Genomic DNA, 25,467 nt, shown 5'->3' on the forward strand with positions numbered 1-25,467 from the left:
AGCCAAAAGGCTAAGGGTTTTTGCGGGCCCGAATGGATCTGGCAAATCTACCTTGTTCGAAGATATCAACCAGCAATTTGATACAGGCTATTTCGTAAATTCAGACGCTATCGAAAAAGAAATCAGTTCGACAGGCTTTGTTAATTTAGAAAATTTTGGATTAAGCCTTACGGAAAAGGATTTGCATTCTTTTTTTCGGAAGCCCAATACGCAATCGCTTCTGGAAAAATCTGCGGCTGAGGGACATAAAATTGATATTCGGATTAAAGAAAACGTAATCGTTGATAGGTCACGGGATACACATAGTTATGAAGCTTCACTTATAACCTCTTTCATTCGTAAACACTTACTGGAAAAAGGGATTTCCTATTCTTTTGAAACGGTGATGAGTCATATTTCAAAATTGGATGAAATTCAAAATGCCAAAGATTTGGGGTATAAAACTTATCTTTACTTTATATGTCTTGATGATAGTCAGCTTAATATTTCTCGCGTACAAAACAGGGTAGAAAAAGGAGGGCATGCTGTTCCGAAAGATAAAATTATCACACGATATACGCGAACTTTAGAAAATCTTCTACCAGCAGTTCTATTAGTACAAAAGGCGTATCTATTTGACAATTCCGGGCAAACCATGCTTCTAGTCGCTGAAGTAAAAGATGGACAACTAACTATTCTTGTGGAAGAAGAGAAACTTCCAAACTGGTTTATAGAGTATATCGTAAATAAAGTTAAATAGCGCGGGGCAAAATCTATGTATGGCTGGAGCTTAAAGCCAGCTTGCTATTGCCGGGAAGTCGTCGTTCGGACGGCAAATAGTATTATTAAACAGAAAGCCATGAGCGTTGTTTAATGCATAGCTCAAATATGTACGATAAATAGATGTATTTAGCCTATTTCTTCTTCTTGTTTAATTTCAACCAGCATATTGGCATATTACAGTTTTTATCAAATGGTAAATAAGTAAAGTGATATTATGTTTAACTTGCCTTAATGGAAGAAATGATTGAATATATGCTGCGATTTGGCAACCTTAATAAACAGCAAATCGATCTGGTCGTAAGTAAAGCGCAACCACGCGAATTAAAAAAAGAGGATTATTTCTCTGAAGCGGGAAAAGTGCCAAAGGAGGTCGGCTTTGTAGTTGAAGGTGTTATTCGTGGCTGTTATTACAATAATAAGGGTGATGAAATTACACGTTGTTTTATTAGTGAAAACAGCTTGGTATGTGATTATGTTAACTTGGAGGCAAACACTTCATCTTCTGAGTATCTACAAGCCATTACAGATTGTAACCTAATTGTATTTTCAAAAAAAGATTGGGAAGAACTCTCCCATATTATCGTTGGTTGGGATAACATTAAGAATAAAATGGTGCAACTATGTATGTACCAAAAATCCAGAAAAGGCCCCGTAATATCGCAAGATGCTACCACAAGATATTTAGAATTTATGGAAAATTACCCATCGCTCATCAATCGTATTCCACTGGCTTATATTGCCTCCTATTTAGGAGTAACTCAACAATCTCTTAGCCGAATACGGAAAAATATCCGGTAATATAACTTTTTACTATTGGTAAATAGCATGACTGTTTAATGCTCAGGTTTTGTGATTAACATGATGCCGTCATATAATTACTCCACTTTCCATTCCCTACGCTGCTTGTGCTGCTGCCTGAATTTGGCATAATAGCCGTTTTGCAGCAGCAGATCATGAGGGCTTCCCTGCTCTATGACACTGCCGTTTTCCAGTACAACGATATGGTTGGCCGCCTGAATAGTGGCAGGGCGATGGGCAATGATGATGATGGTCCGGTTTTGGTCGCTGGAAATATTAGCAATGGCGTTGCTGATAGCCTGTTCGTTTTCCGGGTCAAGGGCTGATGCGGCCTCATCTATTAACACAATACGCGCATATTGGAACATAGGCTTTCGTATGAAGATAATTCGCTATCGATGGAATTATCTGACATCTCTTTAAATGATTTTCATTTAATACGTGGCAGGCAGGCAGCCAACGAGGATATCAGCTTTGTCATCCACTTCGACACTTCATTTTATGTCACCCATTTTGTGCTAGGAGATACCTTAAATACCTCAAAGCAGAATCCCTGGGCACCTTCTCTAAACACCTATCGGCTATACTATCAAGACAGGGATCAATCGGAATCCGGATATATAGGTAAAAACCAGCAATATAACTTCTTTGAAATGGCTTTTCGGAAAAGCTTTTTAGACGGGCTCGTTGAAGAAGATGAGCTGCTTGCAGACAAGTTATTTAGCCGCTTTGGTAAGGAAGAATATAGAAACGCTCCTGCTTCTCCTATAATCCCTGATATGTACAGTTGTCTTGGCGCTATGGACAGTAAGGTTTTTACCGGGCCGCTGCAACAATTGTACCTAGAGACGAAAGCCCGTGAGCTTTTGTTGCTACAGATTCAGACGCTAATGAAAACAGAAAGTGCAGTATCAACGTTAAAACCTGCGGATATTGACTGCCTGCATGAAGCAAAGCATTACATCGAGCGGAACTACCGAAGGCCTTGCTCCATTATTGATTTAGCCAAAATTGTCGGTATTAATCAAACCAAACTGAAACGCGGTTTTAAAGAGTTGTTCGGCACCACGGTATTCGGTTATGTGAGAGATTTGCAAATGGAAAGGGCTAAGCAGCTACTGCTGGAAGAAGGCCTTTATGTTAGCGAGGTGGCCGATCAGGTAGGATATAATCACCCTCAGCATTTTACCGTGGCGTTTAAGCGTAAATTCGGTGTATTGCCAAGCGAACTGAAAAATAGTTAGATTTCATTCCATGAGACTGTTCTTAGCACGGGAGCCTCGTTTGAACTGCCAACAGTATTTTAAACAGAAAAGCCATGCACGTTATTTAATGCATGGCTTAAATATGTATGATAAATAGATGTCTTAGTCTATTTCTTTTTCTTATCTAGTTTGGCGCGGATTTTTTGAACGAATTCAATAGAAACTTTTGCGGCTTTGGCCGCTTGCTCATCGGTAAAACCGAATTCGAGCAATAGATTCTCTACAAACTCTTTGCTCTTTTTTTGTTCACCTTGCCTAGTAGCTCTATCCAACAGTAATTCTTCTATGCCCATAGCTTCGCTCCTTCCTGTAACCGTTTGTATTTCTTGTTCAAATTTAACATTATTATCATCATTTTCAAAACGTACATAATACCTTAAAAAGTTCATCAGTGCCCTGATTTTCTTTCTTTTAATCCTTCTTTCAGTCAGCTTGCGTAGCAATTGTAGCTTAAAGCTCATCAGCTCTGCCTCGCTTTCTTGACTATCTCCGTACTTGCTTCCTATAAATGCTGCCCTTCCTACCAATACTGCGATTGCAAACGGATTACCACTTTCCAATAATTCTTCTTCATTCTGCAGCGCCAGCTGGTATGTATTAAAGCGATAAGTTAAACTGGTTCCTTGATAGCTGGTTTCGTATCTATCAGGTCGCTTCATCTTGTATCCGTCCGTAAAGACGGCATAGGCACTGATACGTCGGTTGTATTTGTCCAATATCCTGTAATAGTAAGTGAACATACGCCTGGGGAAATCCTTTTGATACCTTCCTTGTACTTCTACATGAATCAGTATCCATTCCTCCTTCCCTTCCCAGGTGTTTACTCTTGCCAGCTTGTCCACAACTTTTGGTGAAAATTCATCTTCTTCGGGCGGGAATAACTGCTCGAGTTCTTTATCGAGAAAGGCGATGCCCTTTTTCAGGTCGTATATCTCATCAGCCTTGGGATGCATGAAACGAAGGAAGTCATCGAAGATCTCTTCCAATATCCCCTTCCATAACAGATCGTCTTTTTTTGCCATCGACAGGTTCGGCTTTGGTTCTATGGCAAAGATACTGAAAACAACTGAATATTACTAATATTTTTAGCAAAATAAACAAACGTAATTAATAACTATTTTTACTGTTAGAAGAAATTAAAAACATTGTTGTTTAAAAAGGATACCAGATTGGAGGCAGCATGTAAAGAGCCAACAAAAAGTGTTGCTTTGGCGATATCGTACTGGTTCCGGATAAACACGTATGAGTAGGCAAAAATGAATCCGGTAAAGACCATCACCATCACATATACCCAATTATAATAGTGAGAAATACCAAATAAGATAGCGGATAATAGCACCGGCAATCTTCCCCTCAACTTAAACTCGTATCCTATTTCGATAACGGCCAGCTGGAAAATAAAGGTCTCTATCACCGGTGCAACGATAACAGATATTATAAAGATAACGTAAATACTTTCCTTTTCAATCGGATTATAGGTTAAGTCGGGGTCAATCATGGTGGCGATAAAAGCAGTGACACCTGAAAAAGTCATTTCAGCAATAAGAAAAATGAAAAATAATTGGATATAAGATTTTGATTGCAGGTAGGACGTCAATTGAGATTGTATTTGGTAAGCTATTTTAATCATCGGTTTATTAGCTAATAAAGAAAAATAAGGAAAGACATATTGATTTCACCATTCAGCGTAGAAATTTAGAAACGGTATTCTTAAATAAAAAAGTCATACATAGCAATTAAATTATTGACGTCTATAAACTTACAGTATTATTCTTAACGTTTTTTACTCAATTCCGGAAATACTTCAAACTATTTCCGGAAATTTCGGCAGCCCCGAACAATCCTTTTATGCCATATTTCTTCACTGCCTCTATTCCATTCAGGTAGTGTACAGAACCTCCTGTTGCTTGTACCCTACTAAGGGGCTCCTTAATATTCTTGCCATTAATGGTTAATACGTGGTGATTACCCAAGACGCCGACAAGGGTGTTTGCTGCCCATTTGTGATAGATGGCTATGCCTCTGTTATAGGTATATACGTTTGAGCCAGGTTCGATGTTTCCTTCAATCTTTATCTGGCCATTTAAAATAGTGTCTAATTTCCCATAGCGATAAATAAGCAAGCGTCTACTTTTTTCCTTTTTTGTCTCACTGTTGCTGACGTAATATAGGTTATCCGGTGTTAATGTCAGCAACGTATCACCTTTTAAACGGTAACTTAAGGATCCTAGAAATAGCGTATCATCTATTTCTCCAGTGGAATGAATGGCGTTAAGGCCCAGGTTTAAGCGAGAAGGAACGGAACCGGTATTGTGAGCCAAGAGAAGAGCCATTTTTTTATTCATACGAACGCTATCTTCCCTTCCATAAAAGATCTGTGCTTTGCCTCCTCTTATCTCTACTGCACCATACTGCCCGGCATCTCCGAATTTTTCCATCGCCTTTTCCCTACTGTATTCCACTATAGTGGATGCATGACTTACGCCAAGTGCGTATTTTCCTTCTTCCGGATGGAAAATGGAGTCGTTCAGGAGAATTAGTCGATCATTTGGCCGGACATACCCTTTGATTCCGCTGGAAACATTGTCAAAGAAATAATCCGGCAAATATCGTTTTCCGAAAGGAACTAGTGACCAGCCGCTTAAAGAAATAGATAAGACGACGAGAATTATTATGCTAACGGCGATCAAAGATTTACGATGATTATTACGCATAATTTAGGGTTTAAGGAATTGTCCCAAATGAATTGATTCTCTAATATACAGATTTTAGCTAAATTAATGGAGGGTTAGCTTCTATCCTACTTGCATTACTGTCTATAAAATGATTTGAGAAAGTCATAATGGCCAGTATAAAGCTTTAAGCCATTCATTTTTTAAATCAGCGGATAACAGCGTATTCAGCTTGCTATAATCACCCAACCGAACCGGTGACAAAATAAGTTGCCAAATCTGTGTTAGAAAAACCAGTAAAACCGACTTGCCGTAGCATGGTTACCAATTGTCCGCGATGGTAAGTAGCGTGATTGTTGTGGTGTAAAACGGTTTGTGCAAACTCCATTCCCCATTCTTTCCCTCTTACCTTAAACGAAATTATCTGGGAATAATTTGCTTCTGGGTAATTCGCAATGAGATCTTGGTAATCGTCCATTGTTTTCTTCCAGATTTCAATCAGCTCGCTTTTTGTTCCCGTAAATCGAGCTGAAAGAAAAACCGGATTAGCTACATTTTTCCAAAAATCAATCCAAATCTTTTTAGCACTCACTAGGTGAATTGCTGTTTTTGCAATTGAATTAAAACTGCTTGGTATTTCTTTTTCCCATTGCTCATCACTGATTTGTTCAAGCCATTTGATTACAGCGCTATCAGTCCAGTTGCTATAATTAGCAATTTCCAACAGATACTTTTTTGTCATTTTTTGTTGCGTTAAAGTGTAACGCAAAAGTAGAAGACTTGTATATGGCAGCGTTATCGCAGATCGTTCAATTGCTGTTGAGGAACAGCCATATTCTGCTGCTGAAATTGTTTAGGGCTTATGCCATAAACCTGTTTGAACGATTTCGAAAAACTTGAATGATTTTCGTATCCAACTTTATAATATACTTCGCCCGGATTTTCGTTCTGTAACAACAGGGTCTTTGCCATTTCCATTTTTTGTTGCTGGAAGTATTGGCTTGGCACTACATGGTAGAGTTTTACAAATTTTCGCTTGAAAGTAGATACGCTTGTGTTGCACAAAAACGCCAATTCTTCTAAGGTGAGATTGTTGGTTATGTTTAATTCAACTGCTTTCCGTATTTCAAAGTCTGAATATTTTTCTTGATTTTTTACTTGGAACGCAAGCATTTCGTTCGGGTATTTTTCAAGTAGATGCAACATTAATTCTTCAAATTTCAGTTCTATTATTTTTTCAGAAAAAGATGCGGGTTTTGATTGAATGAGCTTAAGTGAGGTGATGTAGGTTCTGATAAATTCGTCTTTCTCAAATACGACAAACGGCTGATTGGGCCTGTCGGGTTTTGATGGAATTTTGTCAATTATAGAAGCGTATTTAATAAAGAATGTGGCTAATGTCGTATTATCAAAGAACAACATCAAGCTACGATAATGATTGTTTACCGGAAGTTTTTCGGTCATTAAACAATTACCGGAAGAAAGTATCGCAAATTGATTGTCTGTAATAACGGTTTTGCTGTTGGCATAATACACTACTTTCTCGCCTTGTTCTAATAACGAAATCAGATTTTGTGGAAGAAAGATTTTGTTTCTGGGCGCTTGCCGGTCTGAAACGTAATCGTGTATGCTCAATGTATCCATTTTAGATTGCTTATCCCTAGTCTAACGTCACTCCCTGCAAAAGAATACGTTGCTCCAAATTTAGTAAATGTTTTAATCGTCTTCTTTCTTCGCCGTGAAGAAAGAAGCAAAGAACCTCGCAGCGGCAAAATTTTCTACCACGTAACTGCTCTTACTTAGCCTATAGCTACCGAAAATTTTGGAGGCTGCATTTTATGTTTATGATTGTTACTCCTTCGATCATCATGCTCGAACGGAATCAGTCAATATCACCTGTAGTTCTTGCTTCCAAGTATTGTTGGTACAATATTTAGTGGAAATGCTTAATGCAGTCACCTTAGATCGCCCGTCATATCCTAGCGTCGCAATAGAAATACCTCAGTTCGAATTTAGTAGAATGTGTTTTAATCGTCTTCTTTCTTCGCCGTGAGGATTAGAAAACTTCTTCTTATTTTCGGTACGTATCAAAGAACTATCACATGGAAATTATATTATACTTTTTTTACCGTGTGGTATAAGCGTTGACAATGATTTACCAAGATCGAATAAATTATATTAGAAGGCTATGATTAGTTTGTATACGCTTAACGGTGTTGATAGCGATAAACCTACACGAGTACTCAGATATAAACTGATTTGGTGCCAACAGGGTTCTGCCAGTATTGTTATTGACGCGCAACAGTTCTCGCTCACCGAAAATGAACTGGTTTCCATCACCTCTGGTCAGGTCCATTATTTTAAAGAAATAAGAGGATGTATAAGAGTTTTAGAATTTACGCTGGACTTTATATGCAAGGATGAAAACGATATTGAACTAATTTTCCACAACGGCTTATTCTGCCATTTTGGAATGAATGAGGTAATATGCATTTATGAAACCGAAAAATTTGAAGGGCTATTAAATGCTATCGATACGGAACTAAGCACACAGCCTTATCAATACCATATTGCGCTTCGTACATACATCGAACTGTTAATCGTGGAAGTTAATCGGGCTAAAATTGCTCGTGGAGATGAAATATGGAAGCCTAGCGCTCTGTTTTTATATTTTTTAGAGCTTGTGAGGAATAATTTTTCTCGAAATTACTCTTTGGTTGATATAGCTGCTATCCTCAATACGACAGAAACAAAGTTAAATGAACTAGCTAAACTTCATACCAGTAAAACCGCGCAAAACGTAATTTACAGCCTGGTTGTGTCTGAGGCGAAACGACTGCTTATTTATCAATCGCACCGTTCCATTAAGGAAATAGCTTTCGAGCTAGGTTTTAGCGATCCTTTCTATTTTTCTAACTTCTTTAAGAAACACACAACACTATCGCCAAAAGATTATAGAAAGGCCTATCTCCTCTAAATATTACATGTTTTTCCAAGCTTTGTCCATTTTATGGCTTCGCATCTATATGGATCTTTGTAAAGCATTAAAAACAAGTTATGGACACTAATATTAACAATTACATTGTTCAAAGCGAAGCCATTGAATGGATTCCTTTAATCGAGAATAATCATCATTACGAAGGCATATTTGTAAAGTCGCTTCGATACGACAAGCTAACAAAGCGATCTAAAACCATCCTTCTTAAATTCGAACCTGGTGCTGCTTATCCTTACCACAACCACCCGGCGGGAGAAGAGTTGTTTGTATTGAAGGGAGAAGCCATTATTGAGAAAACAAGACTCTCCGAGGGCTCTTATTTATATACACCCCCCAACTTCAAACATAGTGTGCATACAGAGCTGGGTTGCCTTCTCTTATTGGTAATCCCTGAAGAAGTGGAAATTTTATAAGCTCCCCTTATCACGATTAAAAAAAGAAGCCATGCACGTTCTTGACTGCATGGCTTAAATAGGTGTGAACTCATTACAAAGCTTAACTCCCGATAGATAACAAGCGTTACGTTAAAATTATTCGTTTTTCTTTTACTGTGCTACTATCAGAACAAACTTTAAGGCCAATTGTAGACCATTCATTATTATCTTTAAGCTCTCTATTGCCGACAAAGAGGCTCAATAGTTACATTATTTGAATATAAAAATATATCTTTAGTGTAAGAAATAAGTAGATCTGACTTGACTACCCGGCGATAAAAGTGATCAACCTCATTTCTTGTTAAACCGGCATGTCTTCTTGGTAAACTTAAATGATGATAATGATAAAAAAGATTTCTTGGATTCTATTTGCTGCTTTATCGATAATAATTGGGCTATATCCGCTGCAATATTTCTTAATTGCCGGAAGAGTGGGAATATTAAATTCAAAACCGGCATGGCTTTTAACAGATACATTCTGGAATGTTGCCTTTTACACGCATATTATTTTAGGGGGGCTTGCCTTACTTATTGGGTGGGTTCAATTTAGTTCAAAACTGCGGATTAAAACACCCTTGCTTCACAGGCAAGTTGGTAAAATTTATGTCGGATCGGTTTTATTAAGTTCTCTAGCTGGCTTTTACATCGCATTGTTTGCAGATGAAGGCCCCTGGACCTCCTTTGGATTTGCTTGCTTGGCCGTGATTTGGTTTTATACGACGTTGAGGGCTTACTTAACTGTCAAGAAAAAACAGTTTCTGACCCATCAAATTATGATGGTATATAGTTATGCATCTTGCTTTGCTGCCGTAACGCTAAGAATTTGGTTGCCTATTTTGATTTCAATCATCGGCAATTATAGATCAGCTTATATTATTGTGGCTTGGTGGTGTTGGCTACCTAATTTGTTTATCGCCTATTTGATCGTAAAAGGGTTAAAACATAAAAATGAGCCGGATGGTTTGGAACCTGCGGAAACGATCAATCGTTAACCTGCAATTCGTTTCCAACAAGCGCTAATGCAATACGAAATGCATTAATTCTACGCGTCATTAAGGTATGCTGAGCCGAATTTTCTCTTAATTTGAGTATGGCTTTTTCGCATTTGCCAAGTGTTGAATTTAAAGCCTCTAGCGCCTCTTCTAGTTCGCCTTTGGAATATTTTGTCATATGAACAAAGTTACCATTAACTTATAAACTCCTATAATCTGAATATATAAAAAAATTCAACCGCTCCTGACATACAGTTGTCATAAGGCTAACTTACTTTTGAAATGTACTATTAAAGAAGACAGCATGAATCTAGTATCAATCCGAATTATAACGGCCAATATAAATGGCTTAATCGCATTTTATGAACAAGTGACCCAAAGTTCTGTTGTGCATTACACGCCTGATTTTGTGGAGTTGAAAACAAAAACGGCAACCTTAGCGATAGGAAGTACTCGAACACTGCAATTTTTCGGTGGCGATTCTGTTGCCCAGACCGCCACAAACCGTAGTGTGATCATAGAATTTAGAGTTGATGATGTAGATCGTGATTATGAAAGATTGGCGGATCTTTTACAGCCCTATCTTGTTCAAAAACCTACGCTAATGCCTTGGGGAAATAAATCATTATTATTCCGTGACCCTGACGGTAATTTGGTCAATTTGTTTACACCGGTAAAGAAATAAGGAGTCAATTACCAAAATTATTCTGCTCTCAGCGACTTCGTGGGATTCATCCAGGCCGCTTTCAATGACTGAAAAGCCACCGTTAGCAAAGCGATCATAAGGGCAAATATACCTGCTAAGGCAAATATCCACCAATCCAGGTCAACCCGATATGCAAAATTCTCTAGCCAGCGATTCATAAAATACCAGGCCAAGGGTACGGCGATAATAAAACCGACAAGTACGAGTTTAATGTAATCTTTGCTCAACAGCCTTACGATACCTGGAATACTCGCACCCAGCACTTTCCTTATTCCGATCTCCTTCATGCGTTGCTGTGTAGAATAGGCTGCCAATCCGAATAGTCCCAAAGAGGCGATCAAAACGGCAAGTAGCGTAAATGAGGTGAATAGCTCCCCAAGTCTGATGTCATTCTTATATAATTTATTAAAATTATCATCGATAAACTGATAATCAAAGGGATACGGGGTAACATTCCTAATCACCCGCTCAAACTTCGCAATAGTCTCCTGCAAATTCTCCGATCGGATCTTAGCAGAAATATATCCTGAAGGTCCTTGATCTAGTGTCAGTACAAGTAGTCCGAGTGGTTGGTGTATGGAATTGAAATGAAAATCTTTCACCACCCCCACAATTCGCCTTTGACCACGCCCATCGGAGTAATTAAACTCCTTACCAATAGCTTCTTTTGGTGTCCAACCCAAGGCCTTAGCAACAGATTCATTTATAAGTGCAATGGGAGCACCAAGTGTGTCTGTTCCGAATTGACGCGAAAACCCTCGTCCAGCAACAAGTGGTATCCCATAAACATCGAGAAAATCATAATCTATACCAGTGGTTTGGGTTGGCAATAGTTTGCCATCACTACCTTCCCAACCAGACATGCTTTGACTGGTAATCACATCCGTGGGTAAGTATAACGAATAGCTCATTGCAACCACATGAGGATCGTGCAACAACGTTTCACGAATAGTGGAGTAGCGTTGACTCAAGTTAGCATCACTGACTTTTATGGTAAGGATATGCTCCCGATCGTATCCAAGCTCTTTATGCTGGACAAATTGCATCTGTCTATATATAATGAAACTCCCTGCCAGCAAAGCGATAGAAACAGCATATTGTCCGACAGTTAATACGCGTTGTAATGTAAAACGACTAGCGGGCACTGTATTCTTGCCCTTGAGTATAGTAACGGGTTTAAGCCTGCTCATCAGCAAGGCCGGATAGCTACCTGAAATTAGGCTTACTAGCACAACAAGCGTTAATAGCGCTGGCAACAACATGGGATTACTTAAATAATCTATATGAATGGGGCGCTCCATTAACTGGCTAAATGAAGGCAACAGTAGGTGTACCATCGCTAATGCCAGCAGAAGTGCTAGCAAAGTCATGATTACAGATTCACCCAAAAATTGTCGCATAAGTTGCCATCGCCGGGCCCCCGCTACTTTTCGTACACCAACTTCCTGAGCACGTTGGATAGACCGAGCTACCGCTATGTTGGTATAATTGGCACAAGCGAGTAGTAGCACAATGAAACCGATTGCTAAAAAAAGGTATACGTATCTTTGACTTCCCCCCTTCTCAAAGGGAAATGTTTTCAGATGTTGCGATTTGAGATGAATGTCTCGCAAGGGTTGGAATAAAAAAGCCATACGATCTTCCGGTCTCCAATCAGCCAAGTTTCTGTCAATGTAAGCACGCATTTTTTCCTCTACCCTATGGGTATCCGCTCCTGATGCTAAAACCACATAGGTATACAAACCGTTATTGTACCAAGGTTCTCTGGCGATACAATCTCGATAGTACTGATCAGATAATGCAGGGAGAATATAACTGAAGGCTAGATGCGAGGTTTCAGGTACATCAGCCATAATACCCGTAACAATATGCGGTTGTTGGTTTTGATATATCAACGTTTGACCAATAGGGTTTTGCTCACCAAATATTTTTCGAGCAAAAGAGGCGGTAAGCACAATGCTATTGGGACTTTCAAGAGCTGTTGCCGCATCGCCCTGTAGAAACGGAAAGGTAAATATTTTTAGGAAATTAGTATCAGCAAGAATTCCTTCCTCCGTAAAGCGTTTGTCACCTAAACTGATCAGTGGATTAAAGGTTGGAAACACCGAAGTCGCGCTCGTAACTTCCGAAAGTTCTTTCTTGAGGGTAGAAGCTAATGCGGGTGATGTAGCAGCCCAATGATCCGCTCCTTTAGAATCTGGACGCCGCTGGATAACGCGATATAACTGATCACTATTTTTATGAAATCGATCATACGATAATTCATTTTGCACAAAAATCAATATGAGGATAAAACAGGCTAGTCCTGAAGCGAGGCCAAATATATTGATAAACGAATAAACCGGATTCTTGCGGAGGTTTCGCAGTGCAATCTTAATATAATTTCTTATCATAAGACAGAAGCTTTATCCTGAGAAAACAAGAACACTGCCATATGCATTAAATCTCTTATAAGTCGTGCTATCCGCACTTTGGCTGGCATCTACTGTTCGTTTATGGACGGCTAGTGTTCGAAACCGCACAGTAGATTTCCAACGGCGCGAGATAAGCTGCACTAAATACGCTCAGAAATATTCCTGATTTAGGTAAATCAAATGGCTGCCCTGAATTGCATCGGCGAAAGTTTCGTTTTCATTTTAAATAGCCTACTGAATGACTGCGGATGCTCGAAACCTAACTCATAGGCTACTTCGCTGATTGTTAAGGTAGTGGTTGCGAGTAGTTCTTTGGCTTTCTCAATGAGCTTTTCATGTATATGCTGCTGGGCATTCAGACCGGTGAGCGAACGCAGCATATCGCTTAGATAATTGGCGGTGTAATGTAAATGTTCGGCCAAGTATTGTACGGTCGGCATACCGTGCTTTACCGCCTCACCTTTCTCAAAGTAGGTATTCAGTAGTTCTTCCAATTGTTGAAGTAAGTCGCTGCTAGCCGGCTGGCGGGTCAAGAACTGACGCTTGTAGAAGCGCTTGGCATAACTCAGCAGCAACTCGATCTGTGCAATAATTACTTCGCGGCTGAAATCGTCTATCCGGCTATTGAGTTCGTCGCGAATGATGGCAAAGATGGACGATACCGTTGTCCGCTCCTTCTCGGACAGGTGCAGCGCCTCGTTTGAGGCGTAGGAAAAGAAACCGTATTGTTTAATTTTCGCAGCTAGCGGATATCCTTGAAAAAAATCCTGATGAATAATCAACGAATAACCTTCATTCCCTTGGTAATTTGAGGTATTACCAACAAGCTGGTTAGGTGCTGTAAACAGAAGACTTCCCTCGTCAAAATCATAATAGCCTTGGCCGTATCTAAACTTGCCACCTAACTTTATTATAAAGGAAATTTTGTAAAGACTGGTTACGTAACTTAATGGTAATCGACTTAGGTTGATCCGCCCTTCTGTGGTATCCAGTAAACTGATCAGCGGATGACCAGGGCCCGGAAGACCGAGTATACGGTGTATCTCGGTTATGGATTCGAGTTTGACGACTTTTGGCGTTTGCGGTTTCATGCTGTAAGATAATGATTATGACCGTTTCTTATTTCAAGCAACGGTCATAAAGTAAGCAACCTTAATACTATCTTCGTACTTGATGACGGTCTACCAAGGTAGCGGGCCATCCGGACCGGTAAAACGACCGGTGGGGCCGTCTGTCTCCAGCGCTACGCGAACCGGTTCGCGGGACCCCACTTCCAGACTGTCCGTGCCCTGAAAGTTATTCAGCGCAGTGGCTGTAAAACCCGGGCTCGTAGCGTTAACCTTGATGTTTTCTTTTTCCAGTTCTAGGGCAAAGGAAAGGGTAACGGCATTAAGGGCTGTTTTTGATGCGGCATATACTACACCAAAGTGCTCTCTTGCCCAACAAGCCGGGTCGGATACCCAAGTGAGCGATCCCAGTCCGCTCGATACATTGACGATGCGGGCCGCATCAGACTTACGCAGTAAGGGTAGCGCTGCCTGTGTTACGGCAATGACGCCGAATACGTTGGTTTCCCAAACTGCCCGCACTTCGTCAAGTGATGCGGTGGTAGCACGGCCTTCTGCCAAAACCTCTTCCATTGGTCGACCGGGTTTTCCGGCATGGGATATACCCGCGTTGTTGACCAGCAAATCCAGGCGGCCATATTCTTGCTCGATACGCGCTACTGCGGCGTTAATGGTTTGTTGTTGGGTAACATCCAGCTGGATAGCCGTGGCATTCTCACCGATTTCAGCGGCTGCTTTTTCGCCATTGCTTAAGTTACGTGAACCTACATATACTTGATAGCCATTTGCTGCTAACGCTTTGGCGATTTCATTACCTACACCCTGATTGGCGCCTGTCACCAATGCAACCGGCTGCTTATTGTTCTTTGACGCTGCTTGATTTTTCATAAGTATTACAATTAACAATTACTGATACAAAAATCTGCATTCGGCTCCGCACCCTTGTAACTAAATCAAGGAGTCTTGTAACAGAAATACCTGATCTTGAGATCACCTGCTTTTCTCCTAATAGGACGGCATACATGATACCGACCAACTGATGGTACTCAAAATAGCATCATGTAATCTTTTAATTTACCCCGCAATATTTTCAACGATTTGGTTATTCGATACTCCACCGTTTTAATGGACACATCAAGTTTGGATGATATCTTTGCATTGGTCAGCCCTTCAAAACGACTCATTTCAAATGTTTCGCGATAGCTTTCCGGGAGATCTCGAATGGCATCGTTTATCTTAAGGGCCAATTCATCTGCCATATAAAAGTCGGGATCATCTAGCTGCTCTCCTTCTAAACTGTCGTAAAGTTTAGCATGTATGCGTTCGCGGTATTTTTGCTTGCGGATGGCGTTGAACGATCGATTCTTTACAGCAATAAAAAGATAGGATTTGAGGGAAGTGGCGATGATTAAATGCTTTCTTGCTTCCCAAATATAGAGCATCAGATCCTGCACCAACTCCTCTGCATCCGTATCGGATAAAAACTGGGCAGCGTAGGCACACAAAGGCGCATAATATTTCAGAAACATCTCTTTATACGCAAGCAAATTCCCTTCTCGTATGGCCTCGAAGAGATCTAGATCATTCATAATATCATCAGGTTGCAAACAAAGATAGGGATTATCACTATAGCAACAAAAGCAATTGTTTACTCTAAAACACAAGAAAAAAAATTTTAGTTTAGGGTATGCGGAGAGTTATGTGTCGTCCGTGTATAAAACAGCATAAACTTGAATAAAGACCAATATAACGGAATACCGGAGGCGTCTACCTTGATGGGCTATCTCGCCGGAACACTTACTGCTGAAGAAAAACAGCTGGTAGAAAAGTGGGCCAATAGCTCCGTTCTCAATCAACTACTCCTACAACGCATGGCCTTTATTTATGATGCACGACAAGTAGAACAGAGACTAAAATATACAGATTCACACACTGCATTCAACCATCTTGAGCAGCGCATGCGGGGAAAAAAGCGGTTGCGGATTATCAAAAGAGTAAGCATCGCTGCAGCCATTTTCATCGGATTAGTCGGCTTGGGTACGCTATTTATTACCCCCAGCCCAAAAGCAACTTCCTCTACCCTTGTCACGGTTTCTGCTCAAAACCATGCGCAAACCAAACTGACACTGCCAGACGGATCTCAGGTTTTTCTTGGCGCAGGAAGCAGTATTAGTTATCCGGCTTTAATGGATCAAGAAAGGCACGTTACCTTGCATGGCAAAGGATACTTTTCGATCGTACCGAATGCAAAGGCACCGTTTCAGGTGAAGGTTGGTGATGGCGCTATGTATATCAACGTTTTGGGAACGGCTTTTAGCATAGAAGAAAACCGAGAAAGCCAAACCTTTCAGACCACACTGATATCCGGAAGTATTGAGTTGGCTTTTCCGGAAAAAAAGATAAAAAAACGTTTAAAACCTACTGAAAAAGCAATTTATACAACAGAAGACAACAATCTATCCATAACAACAGTTAACACGGATCGAGCATTAGACTGGCTGCACAATCGCTTGGTATTCAGAAAAACACCGATGAAAGAGGTACTGAATCGCATCAGTACGTTTTACGATGTTGACATTGAAGTCGCTGATAGCTCTGTTGAACAAGGGACCTTTACGGGTACTTTTGAAAATAAACCTTTACAGCAAGTACTAGATTATATTACGCTTGCATCGAAAATGACCTATTCATTTGAACATGCAACACCAAAAACCGGAACAAAACCTTTAATAAAAATAACCAAACAACGCTAACAAAAAAGATTGGGGACGATCTTGGTATAAACCTAACGTAATTGCCTATGATAAAATAAGAGCACCTTAAAATAAAAACACGGAAACATGTTACCAGCATGTTCCCGTGTAAAATAAATCGAAAATAAATTTATTTTTTTTACTTAAATCATAACAAAAATATGAAAATTGTCTATCAACTCCAACGCGTTTGGAGCTGGCGTTATTGTTATTGCAAATTCTCAAATATACTACGTACCATGAAATTAATACTGGCATTTTTTTTCTTGTCAGTCAATGTTGTATTCGCAATAGATTCTTATGCGCAGCAAACCAAATTATCATTTGAGCTTAAAAATAAACGAATCATTGATGTACTAGATGCGATTGAAGAACAATCTGACTTTCGTTTCTTTTACGATGGAAACCTCATTGATGTAGAACAGCCCATATCTATAAAGGCTGATAAACGAGCGGTTCTTGCAATTTTATCAGATATTTTCTCCACACGTGAAGTTGATTATAAAGTTATTGGCAATGATGTGATTTTAACAGCCGTAAGCCCTAAAAGCGCCAAGCAGACGGCAACGGGTAAACAGCAAATGGTTAGCGGACAAGTGCTTGATGAAATGGGAGAGCCCTTACCAGGTGTAAGCGTGCTATTAAAAAACACCAAAATCGGTACGTTAACTGATGCAAATGGTAAGTATAGTCTCCGAGTAAGTGAAACAGAGGGTGTATTGATTTTTTCCTATCTCGGTTATAATTCCCTTGAGGAAAGCATCGGCGCCCGAACAACGGTCAGTGTTACGCTGAAGGGAGAAATGCAACAAATGGAAGAGGTAGTAGCTGTGGGTTACGGCACGGTCAAACGCGCGAACTTAGGAGGAGCGGTATCCACCCTGGATTCACGTACCTTCGAATCACGACCGGTACGGAATGCCGCCAACGCACTGCAAGGACAGGTTCCGGGGCTTACTGTGGTCCGTAATGGTGGGGCACCCGGTAGCAGTCCGGCATTGCGTATACGCGATGTATCCTCTGTTAACGGCGGTTCTCCACTGGTACTCATCGATGGAGCAGAAGGTGATATCGGTCTGATTAATCCAGCCGATATCGAAAATATTTCGGTTTTGAAAGATGGAACGGCTGCTATTTACGGAGCCAGAGCGGCGGACGGCGTTATTTTAGTGACCACAAAGAACGGTCGGAAAAATCAAGACCTTCGAATTTCTTTAGACAGCTATTACTCGCTTAAAACACCGGCTTTGGTGAAGGAAGCAGCCAGCCTATACGAGCACGCTGCAATGGCCTTGGAAATCAGCGATGGTTCTTTCCCCATCGAATATACTCAAGAAGAACTGCAACTTATTCTGGAAGGTAGCGACCGTGTAGACCCTACTTCTAATTGGGGACGGTGGACGGGCTATCCCAAATTCTATAAAAATCAAGATTGGAACAAATTAATCATTGGCAACGGCAGTCTACAGAACTATCATCTTGGTATTTCGGGAGGTGGCGATAAATATACCTACCTGATATCTTTGGGGCATGCCCGCGAAGAAGGGTTACCTAAATTTGGCATTGATAATGACAAACGCTATTATGCGCGGGCAAAATCAACCATTGATCTCACCAAAAACCTACAGTACGATTTTAATTTATCGTATGAAGCCAATAACCGAAACTATTCCTCGGGTATCAGTGAAGGGCAAAACATATGGGAACTTACCTATAAAACGCGAAGCTGGGCACCACTCCGTAATCCTGCAGGCAATTTTTACACCTTCGAAGGTTTTGACAATCCGGCACAGGTATTGGAAGAGGGTGGAGAATCTTCGCTTACCGGAGGAAACCTCACCTTTAACAACCAGTTGACCTATAAAGTAACCAAAGACCTGAACTTGGTAGGAAGAGCGGTGGTACGTAAGAATGACATTGATAGTTCCATTGTGCAGAAAATATTATATAGCTACAATTGGGATAATGTCAACCATCGGACAGCTAGACTCCCTAATAGTGCCGAACGAAAATATGCTAAAACGCTTTATAAGAATTTTACTTTATATGGCGACTACAAAAAAACCATCGGACAGCATGATATCGGTGTAATGATTGGTGCGGCAAGCGAATCTGCCAATTACGATATGTTTCGTGCTAAGCGCATCAATTTCGATCAGCAGGAGTCCATGCCGTTGAATTTAGGCAGCGCACAAGACCAATTAGCTACGAGCCATGGTAATGCCTGGACCATCAATTCGTTCTTTTCGCGGGTTAATTATGCGTTCAACAATAAATACCTCCTGGAGGCAACCCTCAGAGCAGATGGTAGTTCGCGTTTTGACCCTGATAGCCGCTGGGGCTATTTTCCGGGTGCAAATGCTACCTGGCGTCTGGCCGAGGAGGCTTTTATCAAAAAGCTGAACTTTTTTGATGATCTGAAGTTGCGGGCTTCCTATGGTGAAATGGGTAACCAGTCTGGCATTGGACCCTATGATTATATCGAGCTAGTGAGCCTTTACGCAGGCTATTATCCCTTCGGTAATGGCCAGCGCGGCCAACTGGCTACACAGTCCAACCTCGTCTCAAAATCAAGAACCTGGGAAACCATTATCTCGAAAAACATCGGTATGGATTTTAGTATGCTGCGCGATCGCTTGTATGGTTCGTTGGACTATTTCTGGAAAAACAATAACAACATGTTGATACCCATTGCCTACCCATCGGCATTGGGTATTGAAGCGCCTACTACCAATAGCGGCAAGCTGGCTGTTCAGGGCTGGGAACTCAATATTGGCTGGCGCGACCAAGTGGGTGATCTCAGCTATTCCGTACGTGCCAATATCAGCGATGCGAAAAATAAAGTAACGCAACGGATCGGTAACAACCTGATTGAGCTTGGCAATAACGCTACACCGGCAGGTTACCCCTTAAATTCTTACTTTGGCTATGTGTTTGACGGCATTATCCAGAATGAGCAGGAGTTGGCCGACTATCGGGCACGTTTCCCCAATGAAGGGATGATCCAAACCCAGGTAGGCATTGGTGATGCAAAGTATAAAGACCTGGACGGTGATGGCAGGTTATCTGAATTAGGCAACGGCAGCCCAGGATCAGGCGATTTAATTTATTTGGGAGACACCAACCCGCGTTATAATTTTGGTATTAACCTCTTTGCTTCTTATAAGGGTTTTGATTTCACGGCATTCATTCAAGGCATAGGCAGACGCACTATGATTTTAGAAGGTGAAGCTTCCATGCCCTTCTATTACCCTTGGTTCCAGTCGGCGCAATATTGGTATGGCAAAACCTGGACACCCGAGCGGACCGATGCCCAATACCCGGCCATTACGCTGACGGATAAACGCTATTACAACTATAATCCTTCTACTAACACCACCCATCGGGTCGGCTATGCCCGGCTTAAGAACCTCCAGATCGGTTATACTTTCCCTAAAAAATTGACCCAGCGGATCAAACTTGAAAAGCTTCGGATCTATTTCAGTGGTGAGGACCTATTCGAAATTCACAATACACCGGGCGGTTGGGATCCGGAAGATAGAGGCAATATAGAAGGTGGTGGCAGCTACACAAGCTATCCTTTTGCACGTAATTATTCATTGGGCCTTAATCTTATTTTCTAAACGTAACATGTATATCATCATGAAAAAATATCCATCAAGAATCTTTACAGCCATCGCGATACTACTGCTTATGGTCAATTGTCAGAAGATCGACTTAAGCCCCAAAGATAACCTAAGCGACAGCCAGTTTTGGAAAGGGCCGAGCGATTTTATGAAAGCGGTCAATCAATTATATACTACTGCTGAATCATTTGACGTGAAAGATGTGGATAGTGATATTGGCTATAATCAAGCTCCAGACGTTTTCAGCAATGGCACCTGGAGCGCTCCTACCAGCGATACTTTATGGAGCAATCGCTTTGCAGACCTGCGCAATTGCAATAAAATCATTGAAAAAAGTGAAAGCTATGCCGGCGATCCAAAGGAAATTGAACGCTATGTTGCGGAGGCGCGCTTTTTCAGGGCCTATAACCATTGGCGCTTAATGAAGCGCTTCAATGACATTCCGATTCTAACGAGTGTTTTGAGCACCGACTCCGAAGAGCTATATGGCAAGCGTCAACCACAGGCGACGGCCGAAGACTTCATTTTGTCGGAACTTGAAGAAGCTGCTTCTAAGCTCCCTAAACAAAGTGAAGTTCAGTCGAGCGAGCTCGGTCGTGTTACTCAAGGAGCAGCCCTTGCCTTAAAAGCACGTGTAGCTCTTTTTGCTGGAACATGGGCCAAATATCACCAGCATCGGGGCGACTACGGTCAGTTATTGGATCAAGCGATAGATGCTGCAAAACGGGTTATCGAAAGCAACGAATACCAATTATTCGAGGGCGCAGGGGACGATAGCTATCGTCAGCTGTTCATTGACCAAGGGGATGACTCACACGAGGGCATCTTCGACAGTCGTTATGCCAAAAACATCCGCATGCATTCTGCCGCGCATTCCGTTTATTGGGGCTGGCGGGGAACGCCGACCAAAAAATTGGCTGATATGTACCTCTGCAAAAGCAGCGGCCTTCCCATCGAAAAAAGCAATTCGGGCTTTCAGGGTTATGAGAAAATCAGCGATGAATTCAGTAACCGTGATCCCCGGATGTCGCAAACTTTTATCATGCCCGGCACCAACTACCGCAATGCTAATGGTCCCGACTCGTGTGTAGCAAAGTTTACCGTTCGCCCGGAAACCCGCACAGGTTACAAGCTATGGAAGTTTATGGGCGAAACGGTTGCCGGTGTTAATGAAGCAATCTATGATTACCATATTATCCGTTATCCGGAAGTCTTACTTATCTTAGCTGAAGCCACTTTTGAGAAAGATGGTGCTATCAGTGATAATGTGCTGAATCAAACAATCAATGTGATCCGTTCGCGGAAAGGCGTGGAAATGCCGGTGCTAAGTAATGCCTTTGTGAACAGCAACGCTTTGGACATGTTGACCGAAATCCGTCGCGAGCGTACCATCGAGTTAGCTTTTGAAGGTTTTCGACGAGACGACCTACGCCGCTGGAAAACCGCCGCGACAGAACTCGTTAAACCTCTACTTGGCATTAAATATAAAGGAACGCAATATGAACAACTCAAGGTATTGAACGACGGTAACCCGGGTAATGTAGATGCGAATGGCTTTCTGATTATCGACCCGGCGAATGCCCGTTTTTTCAGAACACCTAAACATTATTATTATCCCGTTCCGTTGGATGAGTTAACGCTCAATCCTAATTTATTACCCAATAATCCGGGCTGGTAACTTATAACAGAAAAAGAAGGGGGTACGCAACAAGGTTCCCTCTTCAATAAATAAATAAATTCTATGTATACAAAAAAAGCATTCTTTTTTATTTTCCTGATTTTTATAACGAATACAATGTATGACCTCGCCTACGGTCAAGCAAATGATCGAACTGGTAACGAGGCACCCCGAATCATCAATATTGTGAATTTCATCCGTCAAACAGACTACCGGGTACAAGATGCCGATAGTCTCTTGTTCGAAACGGTAAGGAAGCAGATTCAACTTGTCAATCAATATCAGTTTCCGGCTACTTTCTTGTTTCAATACGATGCTTTGATTAATCCGAAATATCAGACGCTCATGAAAAGCCAGTTACGCGAAAACTGTGAAATTGGAGCTTGGTGGGAAATTACGCAGCCGCATGTAGAAGCCGCAGGTATTAAATGGCGCGGAGAACATGCGTGGGTTTCTCATGCTAATATTGCCTTCACCACTGGCTACAGTCCGGAAGAAAGAGAAAAATTGGTAGACGTCTATATGGAAAAGTTTAAAGAGATCTATGGCCAATATCCCAAGTCGGTTGGTTCTTGGTTTATCGACTCACATACACTGGCCTATATGTATGACAAATATGGAATCATTGCTTCCTGTAATTGCAAAGATCAGGTAGGAACAGATGGGTATACGCTCTGGGGCGGATATTGGAATCAAGCCTATTATCCTAGTAAACTGAATGCCTATATGCCAGCACAAAGCAAGATGTCTCAGATTCCGGTTCCGATTTTTCGCATGCTCGGGAGCGATCCTATTTACCAATACGATACCGGCTTGGGAGATTCCCGTCAAGGAGTAATCTCTCTGGAGCCCGTTTACCAGGAGTCAGGTAAGAATAAAAAATGGGTCGAGTACTTTTTGGAATCTGTTGTGAACCAGCCCTGCCTAGCCTTTAGCTATGCACAAGCTGGTCAGGAAAACTCGTTCACTTGGGATGGAATGGAAGCAGGTTTAACCATGCAATTTCCCTTATTTGATTCATTATCGAAAGCCGGGAAAATCCGGATAGAAACATTGGCAAGTTCCGCGGCCTGGTTCAAAGCAAGGTTTGATATGACGCCAGCAACGGCCGTGACAACGATCGATGATGTGCGGGATGAAGGGCGTAAAAGTGTATGGTTTAACAGCCGTTACTACCGTACTAACTTGTTGTGGGAAAAAGAAAGTTTTCGATTCCGGGATATACATCTATTTGATGAAGAATTTGAATCCAGCTATTTGCGGAAAGCAGGTACCGGGAACCAATTTTTTTATTATGCGCTACCCATTGTAGATGGTTTTAACTGGAGTACGAAAGAGGATCGCGCGGGACTCCGCATCGTGAAAATAGGTTCTGGTGGAAGAAAAGTGAGCCTCTCTTTAAAAGACCCAACGGTAACAGAGAAGGAAAAAAATGTATTAGAGGTAAGCACGCGGGATGAAGCGGGAAATATTTTTACGATCATTTTCCACGAAGACCGCTTTGAAGTGAACTGTAAACCGAAAGAAAAAGGATTCAATTGGATATTGGAACTACACACCGCGGTATCTGCGAACCTGCCTTTCCAATCTATTACGCGCAAACAAGTAAAGGCGGAATTTCGAAATTTTTCTTATAGTCTTAATTGTAACAAGGGATCAATTCAACAAGGTGCCGAAACAAATGAGGCGGTTTTCCAGATAATGCCTGCGGCACATCAAATCGTTCTGGATTGCACTAACCCTTAGTATTTTTAGGAGGTGGTGCATTATGGCAGCTTCATTGTAAATAACTTAAAATGAGTGAAACGAGTTCATGCCAAAGGCAGCATGAATATTGTTAGAAACAGACACAAAGAATAAAATAATTACGTTAATGAAAATTACCTTTATAGTATTTCGACTAAGTTCTTTAAAATATTTTCTTTTAGGAGTCGCTCTTGTGTTCATTAATTTAGGAGCAAACGCACAAATAGCTTCTTCTGATACCGCGCTTCAGCTAAAAGGCAATCGCTTTGTCACCTTATGCATCATGATACGCACTACCCCCTGGGAGGTGTCACGTGATGTCAAATTGCATCCACGTGATGAGGGAGATTGGCATACCTTAGAGGGTGTGCGCGCTTTACGGGAAGCCTTTGCAAAGAACAATTCCGATGGCCGTTTGACTTGGGGATTTACATTAAATGCCTTGGAAGACCAACGCGAAAATTTTAAGCGAATACGTGATTATGTAGTCGACTGTCAAAAAAAGTATGGTGATGAAGTATCATACTTTCCAGGTTATTTCCCCGCTATGTATCTGCCACGTGAGCGGGTAAATCGCGAAATATCGGAGGCGCTAACACTCATTTCCAATATGGTAGGAAATGGTTATCGTCCACAATCAATCATGGGCGGATTTTTATCGGCAGACAACCTTAAATACCTTGCAGAAAAGGAAAATATTCATGTGGCGCATGCTGTGATATGGAGCCAGCACAATATTGATGGCGGTGGAGCGGATGGTTCACCTTCCTATCCTTTTTATCCTTCTACAGAGCACTTTTGCAAACCCGCGCAGGGGAAGGCTGATTTTATTGATTGTGTAAACTTGGATGGCTGGACGGTAGACTTTATCTGTGCCCGCCAGAGCGGTGCCAATGGTCACGAAATAACCGGCTATAACAGTCGCCGAGGTGTAGGTCCTATTGAGACTTATAAAGGCTGGGGTTTAGACCTCGGACACCGGGAAGTCATGCATACGCAGGCTATTCATTTTGACAAAGGCATGGAGTTAAATGGATTTGGCTGGGTAACCAACATTTGGGAGGCGCAAATGGTGCATGAATTTGGGCGGGAGTTTATCTGTGAGGCGATGGAAAAATGGGTAACGGATACAAAAAAGCGTTGGCCGGATACGCACTTTACCAGTTTCGGCGAATTTGGTAATCTCTGGAGAAAGGAGCATGCCTCAAATGAGGATTGGAATTATCGATTTATAGAAAAGGGTTCTGGATTAGGTGATTCTTATAATAACCTGGAAATTAAATGGTTTATGAATAAATCATTTCGTTTGGCTTTACTCCGTAATTGGCATAAAAAGGAGTCCCCTACCTATGTTATTGATTTTACACGATATGACCTTTCTGCACGGGAGCCGGCAGACCCCTCGCCAAACAAACCAGGTAAAGACTGGAGTCTGATGAATGTGCTGAACCAAAAAGGTTTAAGGCCCCAGGATAAGCCTAAACAACTGAGCGAATTGGCTACGAATGATCAGCAGTTGATTAAAAAATACTATCCAGAGCTTTTTAGCAATTAGA

Annotated in this window: 23 protein-coding genes; 12 read left to right on the top strand and 11 right to left on the bottom strand. The window is 41.4% G+C overall.

Annotation, left to right across the window (positions count from 1 at the left end; genetic code table 11):
• Positions 1 to 52: 52 nt before the first annotated feature.
• The gene (locus FKG96_RS20005; protein WP_207303730.1) at positions 53 to 739 is read left to right on the top strand and encodes a zeta toxin family protein; all 687 of its coding nucleotides are present in this window, start codon (positions 53 to 55) and stop codon (positions 737 to 739) included.
• A 254-nt stretch (positions 740 to 993) separates the two neighbouring features.
• Positions 994 to 1,560 carry a Crp/Fnr family transcriptional regulator gene (locus tag FKG96_RS20010; protein WP_013667662.1) on the top strand — a complete coding sequence of 189 codons (567 nt, stop codon included), beginning with the start codon at positions 994 to 996 and terminating at the stop codon, positions 1,558 to 1,560.
• A 77-nt stretch (positions 1,561 to 1,637) separates the two neighbouring features.
• Here FKG96_RS20010 and FKG96_RS20015 read toward each other — a convergent pair whose 3' ends face one another.
• Positions 1,638 to 1,928 (bottom strand): hypothetical protein, encoded by a 291-nt coding sequence (locus FKG96_RS20015; RefSeq protein ID WP_210421319.1) that lies wholly within the window; start codon positions 1,926 to 1,928, stop codon positions 1,638 to 1,640.
• Positions 1,929 to 1,958: 30 nt separating this feature from the next.
• On the opposite strand from FKG96_RS20015, the gene FKG96_RS20020 reads away from it, so the two are divergent.
• A complete protein-coding gene (locus tag FKG96_RS20020) occupies positions 1,959 to 2,804 on the top strand; it encodes a helix-turn-helix transcriptional regulator (RefSeq protein WP_130855162.1) in 846 nt (281 codons plus the stop codon).
• A 128-nt stretch (positions 2,805 to 2,932) separates the two neighbouring features.
• Here FKG96_RS20020 and FKG96_RS20025 read toward each other — a convergent pair whose 3' ends face one another.
• The 5 genes from FKG96_RS20025 to FKG96_RS20045 form a co-directional block, all read right to left on the bottom strand.
• Positions 2,933 to 3,847, bottom strand: coding sequence for a hypothetical protein (locus FKG96_RS20025; protein WP_149105929.1), 915 nt, complete (start codon positions 3,845 to 3,847; stop codon positions 2,933 to 2,935).
• A 104-nt stretch (positions 3,848 to 3,951) separates the two neighbouring features.
• The gene (locus tag FKG96_RS20030) at positions 3,952 to 4,455 is read right to left on the bottom strand and encodes a CPBP family intramembrane glutamic endopeptidase (RefSeq protein ID WP_013667667.1); all 504 of its coding nucleotides are present in this window, start codon (positions 4,453 to 4,455) and stop codon (positions 3,952 to 3,954) included.
• A gap of 157 nt (positions 4,456 to 4,612) precedes the next feature.
• Entirely contained in the window at positions 4,613 to 5,539 is a 927-nt protein-coding gene (locus FKG96_RS20035; protein WP_130858358.1) for a hypothetical protein, read from the bottom strand.
• Positions 5,540 to 5,738: 199 nt separating this feature from the next.
• Positions 5,739 to 6,239: a DinB family protein gene (locus FKG96_RS20040; RefSeq protein ID WP_013667669.1), complete on the bottom strand. Its 501-nt coding sequence runs from the start codon at positions 6,237 to 6,239 to the stop codon at positions 5,739 to 5,741.
• A gap of 53 nt (positions 6,240 to 6,292) precedes the next feature.
• On the bottom strand, positions 6,293 to 7,141 hold the full coding sequence (locus FKG96_RS20045) for an AraC family transcriptional regulator (RefSeq protein ID WP_149105930.1): 849 nt from the start codon (positions 7,139 to 7,141) through the stop codon (positions 6,293 to 6,295).
• Between the two features lie 544 nt (positions 7,142 to 7,685).
• Here FKG96_RS20045 and FKG96_RS20050 point away from each other — a divergent pair.
• The 3 genes from FKG96_RS20050 (at position 7,686) to FKG96_RS20060 (ending at position 9,921) form a co-directional block, all read left to right on the top strand.
• Positions 7,686 to 8,474 (top strand): helix-turn-helix domain-containing protein, encoded by a 789-nt coding sequence (locus FKG96_RS20050; RefSeq protein WP_130858360.1) that lies wholly within the window; start codon positions 7,686 to 7,688, stop codon positions 8,472 to 8,474.
• 80 nt (positions 8,475 to 8,554) lie between these two features.
• Complete coding sequence (locus tag FKG96_RS20055; RefSeq protein ID WP_013667672.1) at positions 8,555 to 8,908, top strand: cupin domain-containing protein; 354 nt, start codon at positions 8,555 to 8,557, stop codon at positions 8,906 to 8,908.
• Positions 8,909 to 9,270: 362 nt separating this feature from the next.
• Complete coding sequence (locus FKG96_RS20060; protein WP_013667673.1) at positions 9,271 to 9,921, top strand: DUF2306 domain-containing protein; 651 nt, start codon at positions 9,271 to 9,273, stop codon at positions 9,919 to 9,921.
• On the opposite strand, the gene FKG96_RS20065 is transcribed toward FKG96_RS20060, so the two are convergent.
• Positions 9,911 to 10,099 carry a hypothetical protein gene (locus tag FKG96_RS20065; RefSeq protein ID WP_149105931.1) on the bottom strand — a complete coding sequence of 63 codons (189 nt, stop codon included), beginning with the start codon at positions 10,097 to 10,099 and terminating at the stop codon, positions 9,911 to 9,913. The two genes, FKG96_RS20060 and FKG96_RS20065, sit on opposite strands and share 11 nt — an antisense overlap.
• A 126-nt stretch (positions 10,100 to 10,225) precedes the next feature.
• Here FKG96_RS20065 and FKG96_RS20070 point away from each other — a divergent pair, with 126 nt between their 5' ends.
• On the top strand, positions 10,226 to 10,606 hold the full coding sequence (locus FKG96_RS20070) for a VOC family protein (protein ID WP_149105932.1): 381 nt from the start codon (positions 10,226 to 10,228) through the stop codon (positions 10,604 to 10,606).
• A gap of 17 nt (positions 10,607 to 10,623) precedes the next feature.
• On the opposite strand, the gene FKG96_RS20075 is transcribed toward FKG96_RS20070, so the two are convergent.
• The 4 genes from FKG96_RS20075 to FKG96_RS20090 form a co-directional block, all read right to left on the bottom strand.
• Positions 10,624 to 13,020 (bottom strand): ABC transporter permease, encoded by a 2,397-nt coding sequence (locus FKG96_RS20075; protein ID WP_149105933.1) that lies wholly within the window; start codon positions 13,018 to 13,020, stop codon positions 10,624 to 10,626.
• 197 nt (positions 13,021 to 13,217) lie between these two features.
• Positions 13,218 to 14,132 carry an AraC family transcriptional regulator gene (locus FKG96_RS20080; RefSeq protein ID WP_149105934.1) on the bottom strand — a complete coding sequence of 305 codons (915 nt, stop codon included), beginning with the start codon at positions 14,130 to 14,132 and terminating at the stop codon, positions 13,218 to 13,220.
• Between the two features lie 90 nt (positions 14,133 to 14,222).
• Positions 14,223 to 14,996, bottom strand: coding sequence for an SDR family NAD(P)-dependent oxidoreductase (locus FKG96_RS20085; RefSeq protein ID WP_149105935.1), 774 nt, complete (start codon positions 14,994 to 14,996; stop codon positions 14,223 to 14,225).
• A 158-nt stretch (positions 14,997 to 15,154) separates the two neighbouring features.
• The gene (locus FKG96_RS20090) at positions 15,155 to 15,697 is read right to left on the bottom strand and encodes an RNA polymerase sigma-70 factor (RefSeq protein WP_130858365.1); all 543 of its coding nucleotides are present in this window, start codon (positions 15,695 to 15,697) and stop codon (positions 15,155 to 15,157) included.
• Positions 15,698 to 15,838: 141 nt separating this feature from the next.
• Between FKG96_RS20090 and FKG96_RS20095 the strand changes: the two genes are divergently transcribed.
• The 5 genes from FKG96_RS20095 to FKG96_RS20115 all read left to right on the top strand — a co-directional run bounded on the left by FKG96_RS20095 (position 15,839) and on the right by FKG96_RS20115 (position 25,466).
• Positions 15,839 to 16,861: a FecR family protein gene (locus FKG96_RS20095; protein ID WP_149105936.1), complete on the top strand. Its 1,023-nt coding sequence runs from the start codon at positions 15,839 to 15,841 to the stop codon at positions 16,859 to 16,861.
• 239 nt (positions 16,862 to 17,100) lie between these two features.
• Positions 17,101 to 20,484, top strand: coding sequence for a TonB-dependent receptor (locus FKG96_RS20100; protein ID WP_149105937.1), 3,384 nt, complete (start codon positions 17,101 to 17,103; stop codon positions 20,482 to 20,484).
• A 19-nt stretch (positions 20,485 to 20,503) separates the two neighbouring features.
• On the top strand, positions 20,504 to 22,165 hold the full coding sequence (locus FKG96_RS20105; protein WP_149105938.1) for a RagB/SusD family nutrient uptake outer membrane protein: 1,662 nt from the start codon (positions 20,504 to 20,506) through the stop codon (positions 22,163 to 22,165).
• A 63-nt stretch (positions 22,166 to 22,228) separates the two neighbouring features.
• Positions 22,229 to 23,911: a hypothetical protein gene (locus tag FKG96_RS20110; protein WP_130858369.1), complete on the top strand. Its 1,683-nt coding sequence runs from the start codon at positions 22,229 to 22,231 to the stop codon at positions 23,909 to 23,911.
• A 127-nt stretch (positions 23,912 to 24,038) separates the two neighbouring features.
• Positions 24,039 to 25,466: a DUF3863 domain-containing protein gene (locus FKG96_RS20115; RefSeq protein WP_130858370.1), complete on the top strand. Its 1,428-nt coding sequence runs from the start codon at positions 24,039 to 24,041 to the stop codon at positions 25,464 to 25,466.
• Position 25,467 lies beyond the last annotated feature (1 nt).

This window comes from Olivibacter sp. LS-1 (assembly GCF_008245145.1).
Taxonomy (GTDB): Bacteria; Bacteroidota; Bacteroidia; order Sphingobacteriales; family Sphingobacteriaceae; genus Olivibacter; species Olivibacter oleidegradans.

What these genes read in the sequence shown, in the direction of transcription:
- FKG96_RS20010 (WP_013667662.1), top strand. Translation starts at nt 994, where the DNA reads ATGGAAGAAATGATTGAATATATGCTGCGATTTGGCAACCTTAATAAA.
- FKG96_RS20015 (WP_210421319.1), bottom strand. Translation starts at nt 1,928, where the DNA reads ATGTTCCAATATGCGCGTATTGTGTTAATAGATGAGGCCGCATCAGCC.
- FKG96_RS20020 (WP_130855162.1), top strand. Translation starts at nt 1,959, where the DNA reads ATGGAATTATCTGACATCTCTTTAAATGATTTTCATTTAATACGTGGC.
- FKG96_RS20025 (WP_149105929.1), bottom strand. Translation starts at nt 3,847, where the DNA reads ATGGCAAAAAAAGACGATCTGTTATGGAAGGGGATATTGGAAGAGATC.
- FKG96_RS20030 (WP_013667667.1), bottom strand. Translation starts at nt 4,455, where the DNA reads ATGATTAAAATAGCTTACCAAATACAATCTCAATTGACGTCCTACCTG.
- FKG96_RS20035 (WP_130858358.1), bottom strand. Translation starts at nt 5,539, where the DNA reads ATGCGTAATAATCATCGTAAATCTTTGATCGCCGTTAGCATAATAATT.
- FKG96_RS20040 (WP_013667669.1), bottom strand. Translation starts at nt 6,239, where the DNA reads ATGACAAAAAAGTATCTGTTGGAAATTGCTAATTATAGCAACTGGACT.
- FKG96_RS20045 (WP_149105930.1), bottom strand. Translation starts at nt 7,141, where the DNA reads ATGGATACATTGAGCATACACGATTACGTTTCAGACCGGCAAGCGCCC.
- FKG96_RS20050 (WP_130858360.1), top strand. Translation starts at nt 7,686, where the DNA reads ATGATTAGTTTGTATACGCTTAACGGTGTTGATAGCGATAAACCTACA.
- FKG96_RS20055 (WP_013667672.1), top strand. Translation starts at nt 8,555, where the DNA reads ATGGACACTAATATTAACAATTACATTGTTCAAAGCGAAGCCATTGAA.
- FKG96_RS20060 (WP_013667673.1), top strand. Translation starts at nt 9,271, where the DNA reads ATGATAAAAAAGATTTCTTGGATTCTATTTGCTGCTTTATCGATAATA.
- FKG96_RS20065 (WP_149105931.1), bottom strand. Translation starts at nt 10,099, where the DNA reads ATGACAAAATATTCCAAAGGCGAACTAGAAGAGGCGCTAGAGGCTTTA.
- FKG96_RS20070 (WP_149105932.1), top strand. Translation starts at nt 10,226, where the DNA reads ATGAATCTAGTATCAATCCGAATTATAACGGCCAATATAAATGGCTTA.
- FKG96_RS20075 (WP_149105933.1), bottom strand. Translation starts at nt 13,020, where the DNA reads ATGATAAGAAATTATATTAAGATTGCACTGCGAAACCTCCGCAAGAAT.
- FKG96_RS20080 (WP_149105934.1), bottom strand. Translation starts at nt 14,132, where the DNA reads ATGAAACCGCAAACGCCAAAAGTCGTCAAACTCGAATCCATAACCGAG.
- FKG96_RS20085 (WP_149105935.1), bottom strand. Translation starts at nt 14,996, where the DNA reads ATGAAAAATCAAGCAGCGTCAAAGAACAATAAGCAGCCGGTTGCATTG.
- FKG96_RS20090 (WP_130858365.1), bottom strand. Translation starts at nt 15,697, where the DNA reads ATGAATGATCTAGATCTCTTCGAGGCCATACGAGAAGGGAATTTGCTT.
- FKG96_RS20100 (WP_149105937.1), top strand. Translation starts at nt 17,101, where the DNA reads ATGAAATTAATACTGGCATTTTTTTTCTTGTCAGTCAATGTTGTATTC.
- FKG96_RS20105 (WP_149105938.1), top strand. Translation starts at nt 20,504, where the DNA reads ATGAAAAAATATCCATCAAGAATCTTTACAGCCATCGCGATACTACTG.
- FKG96_RS20110 (WP_130858369.1), top strand. Translation starts at nt 22,229, where the DNA reads ATGTATACAAAAAAAGCATTCTTTTTTATTTTCCTGATTTTTATAACG.
- FKG96_RS20115 (WP_130858370.1), top strand. Translation starts at nt 24,039, where the DNA reads ATGAAAATTACCTTTATAGTATTTCGACTAAGTTCTTTAAAATATTTT.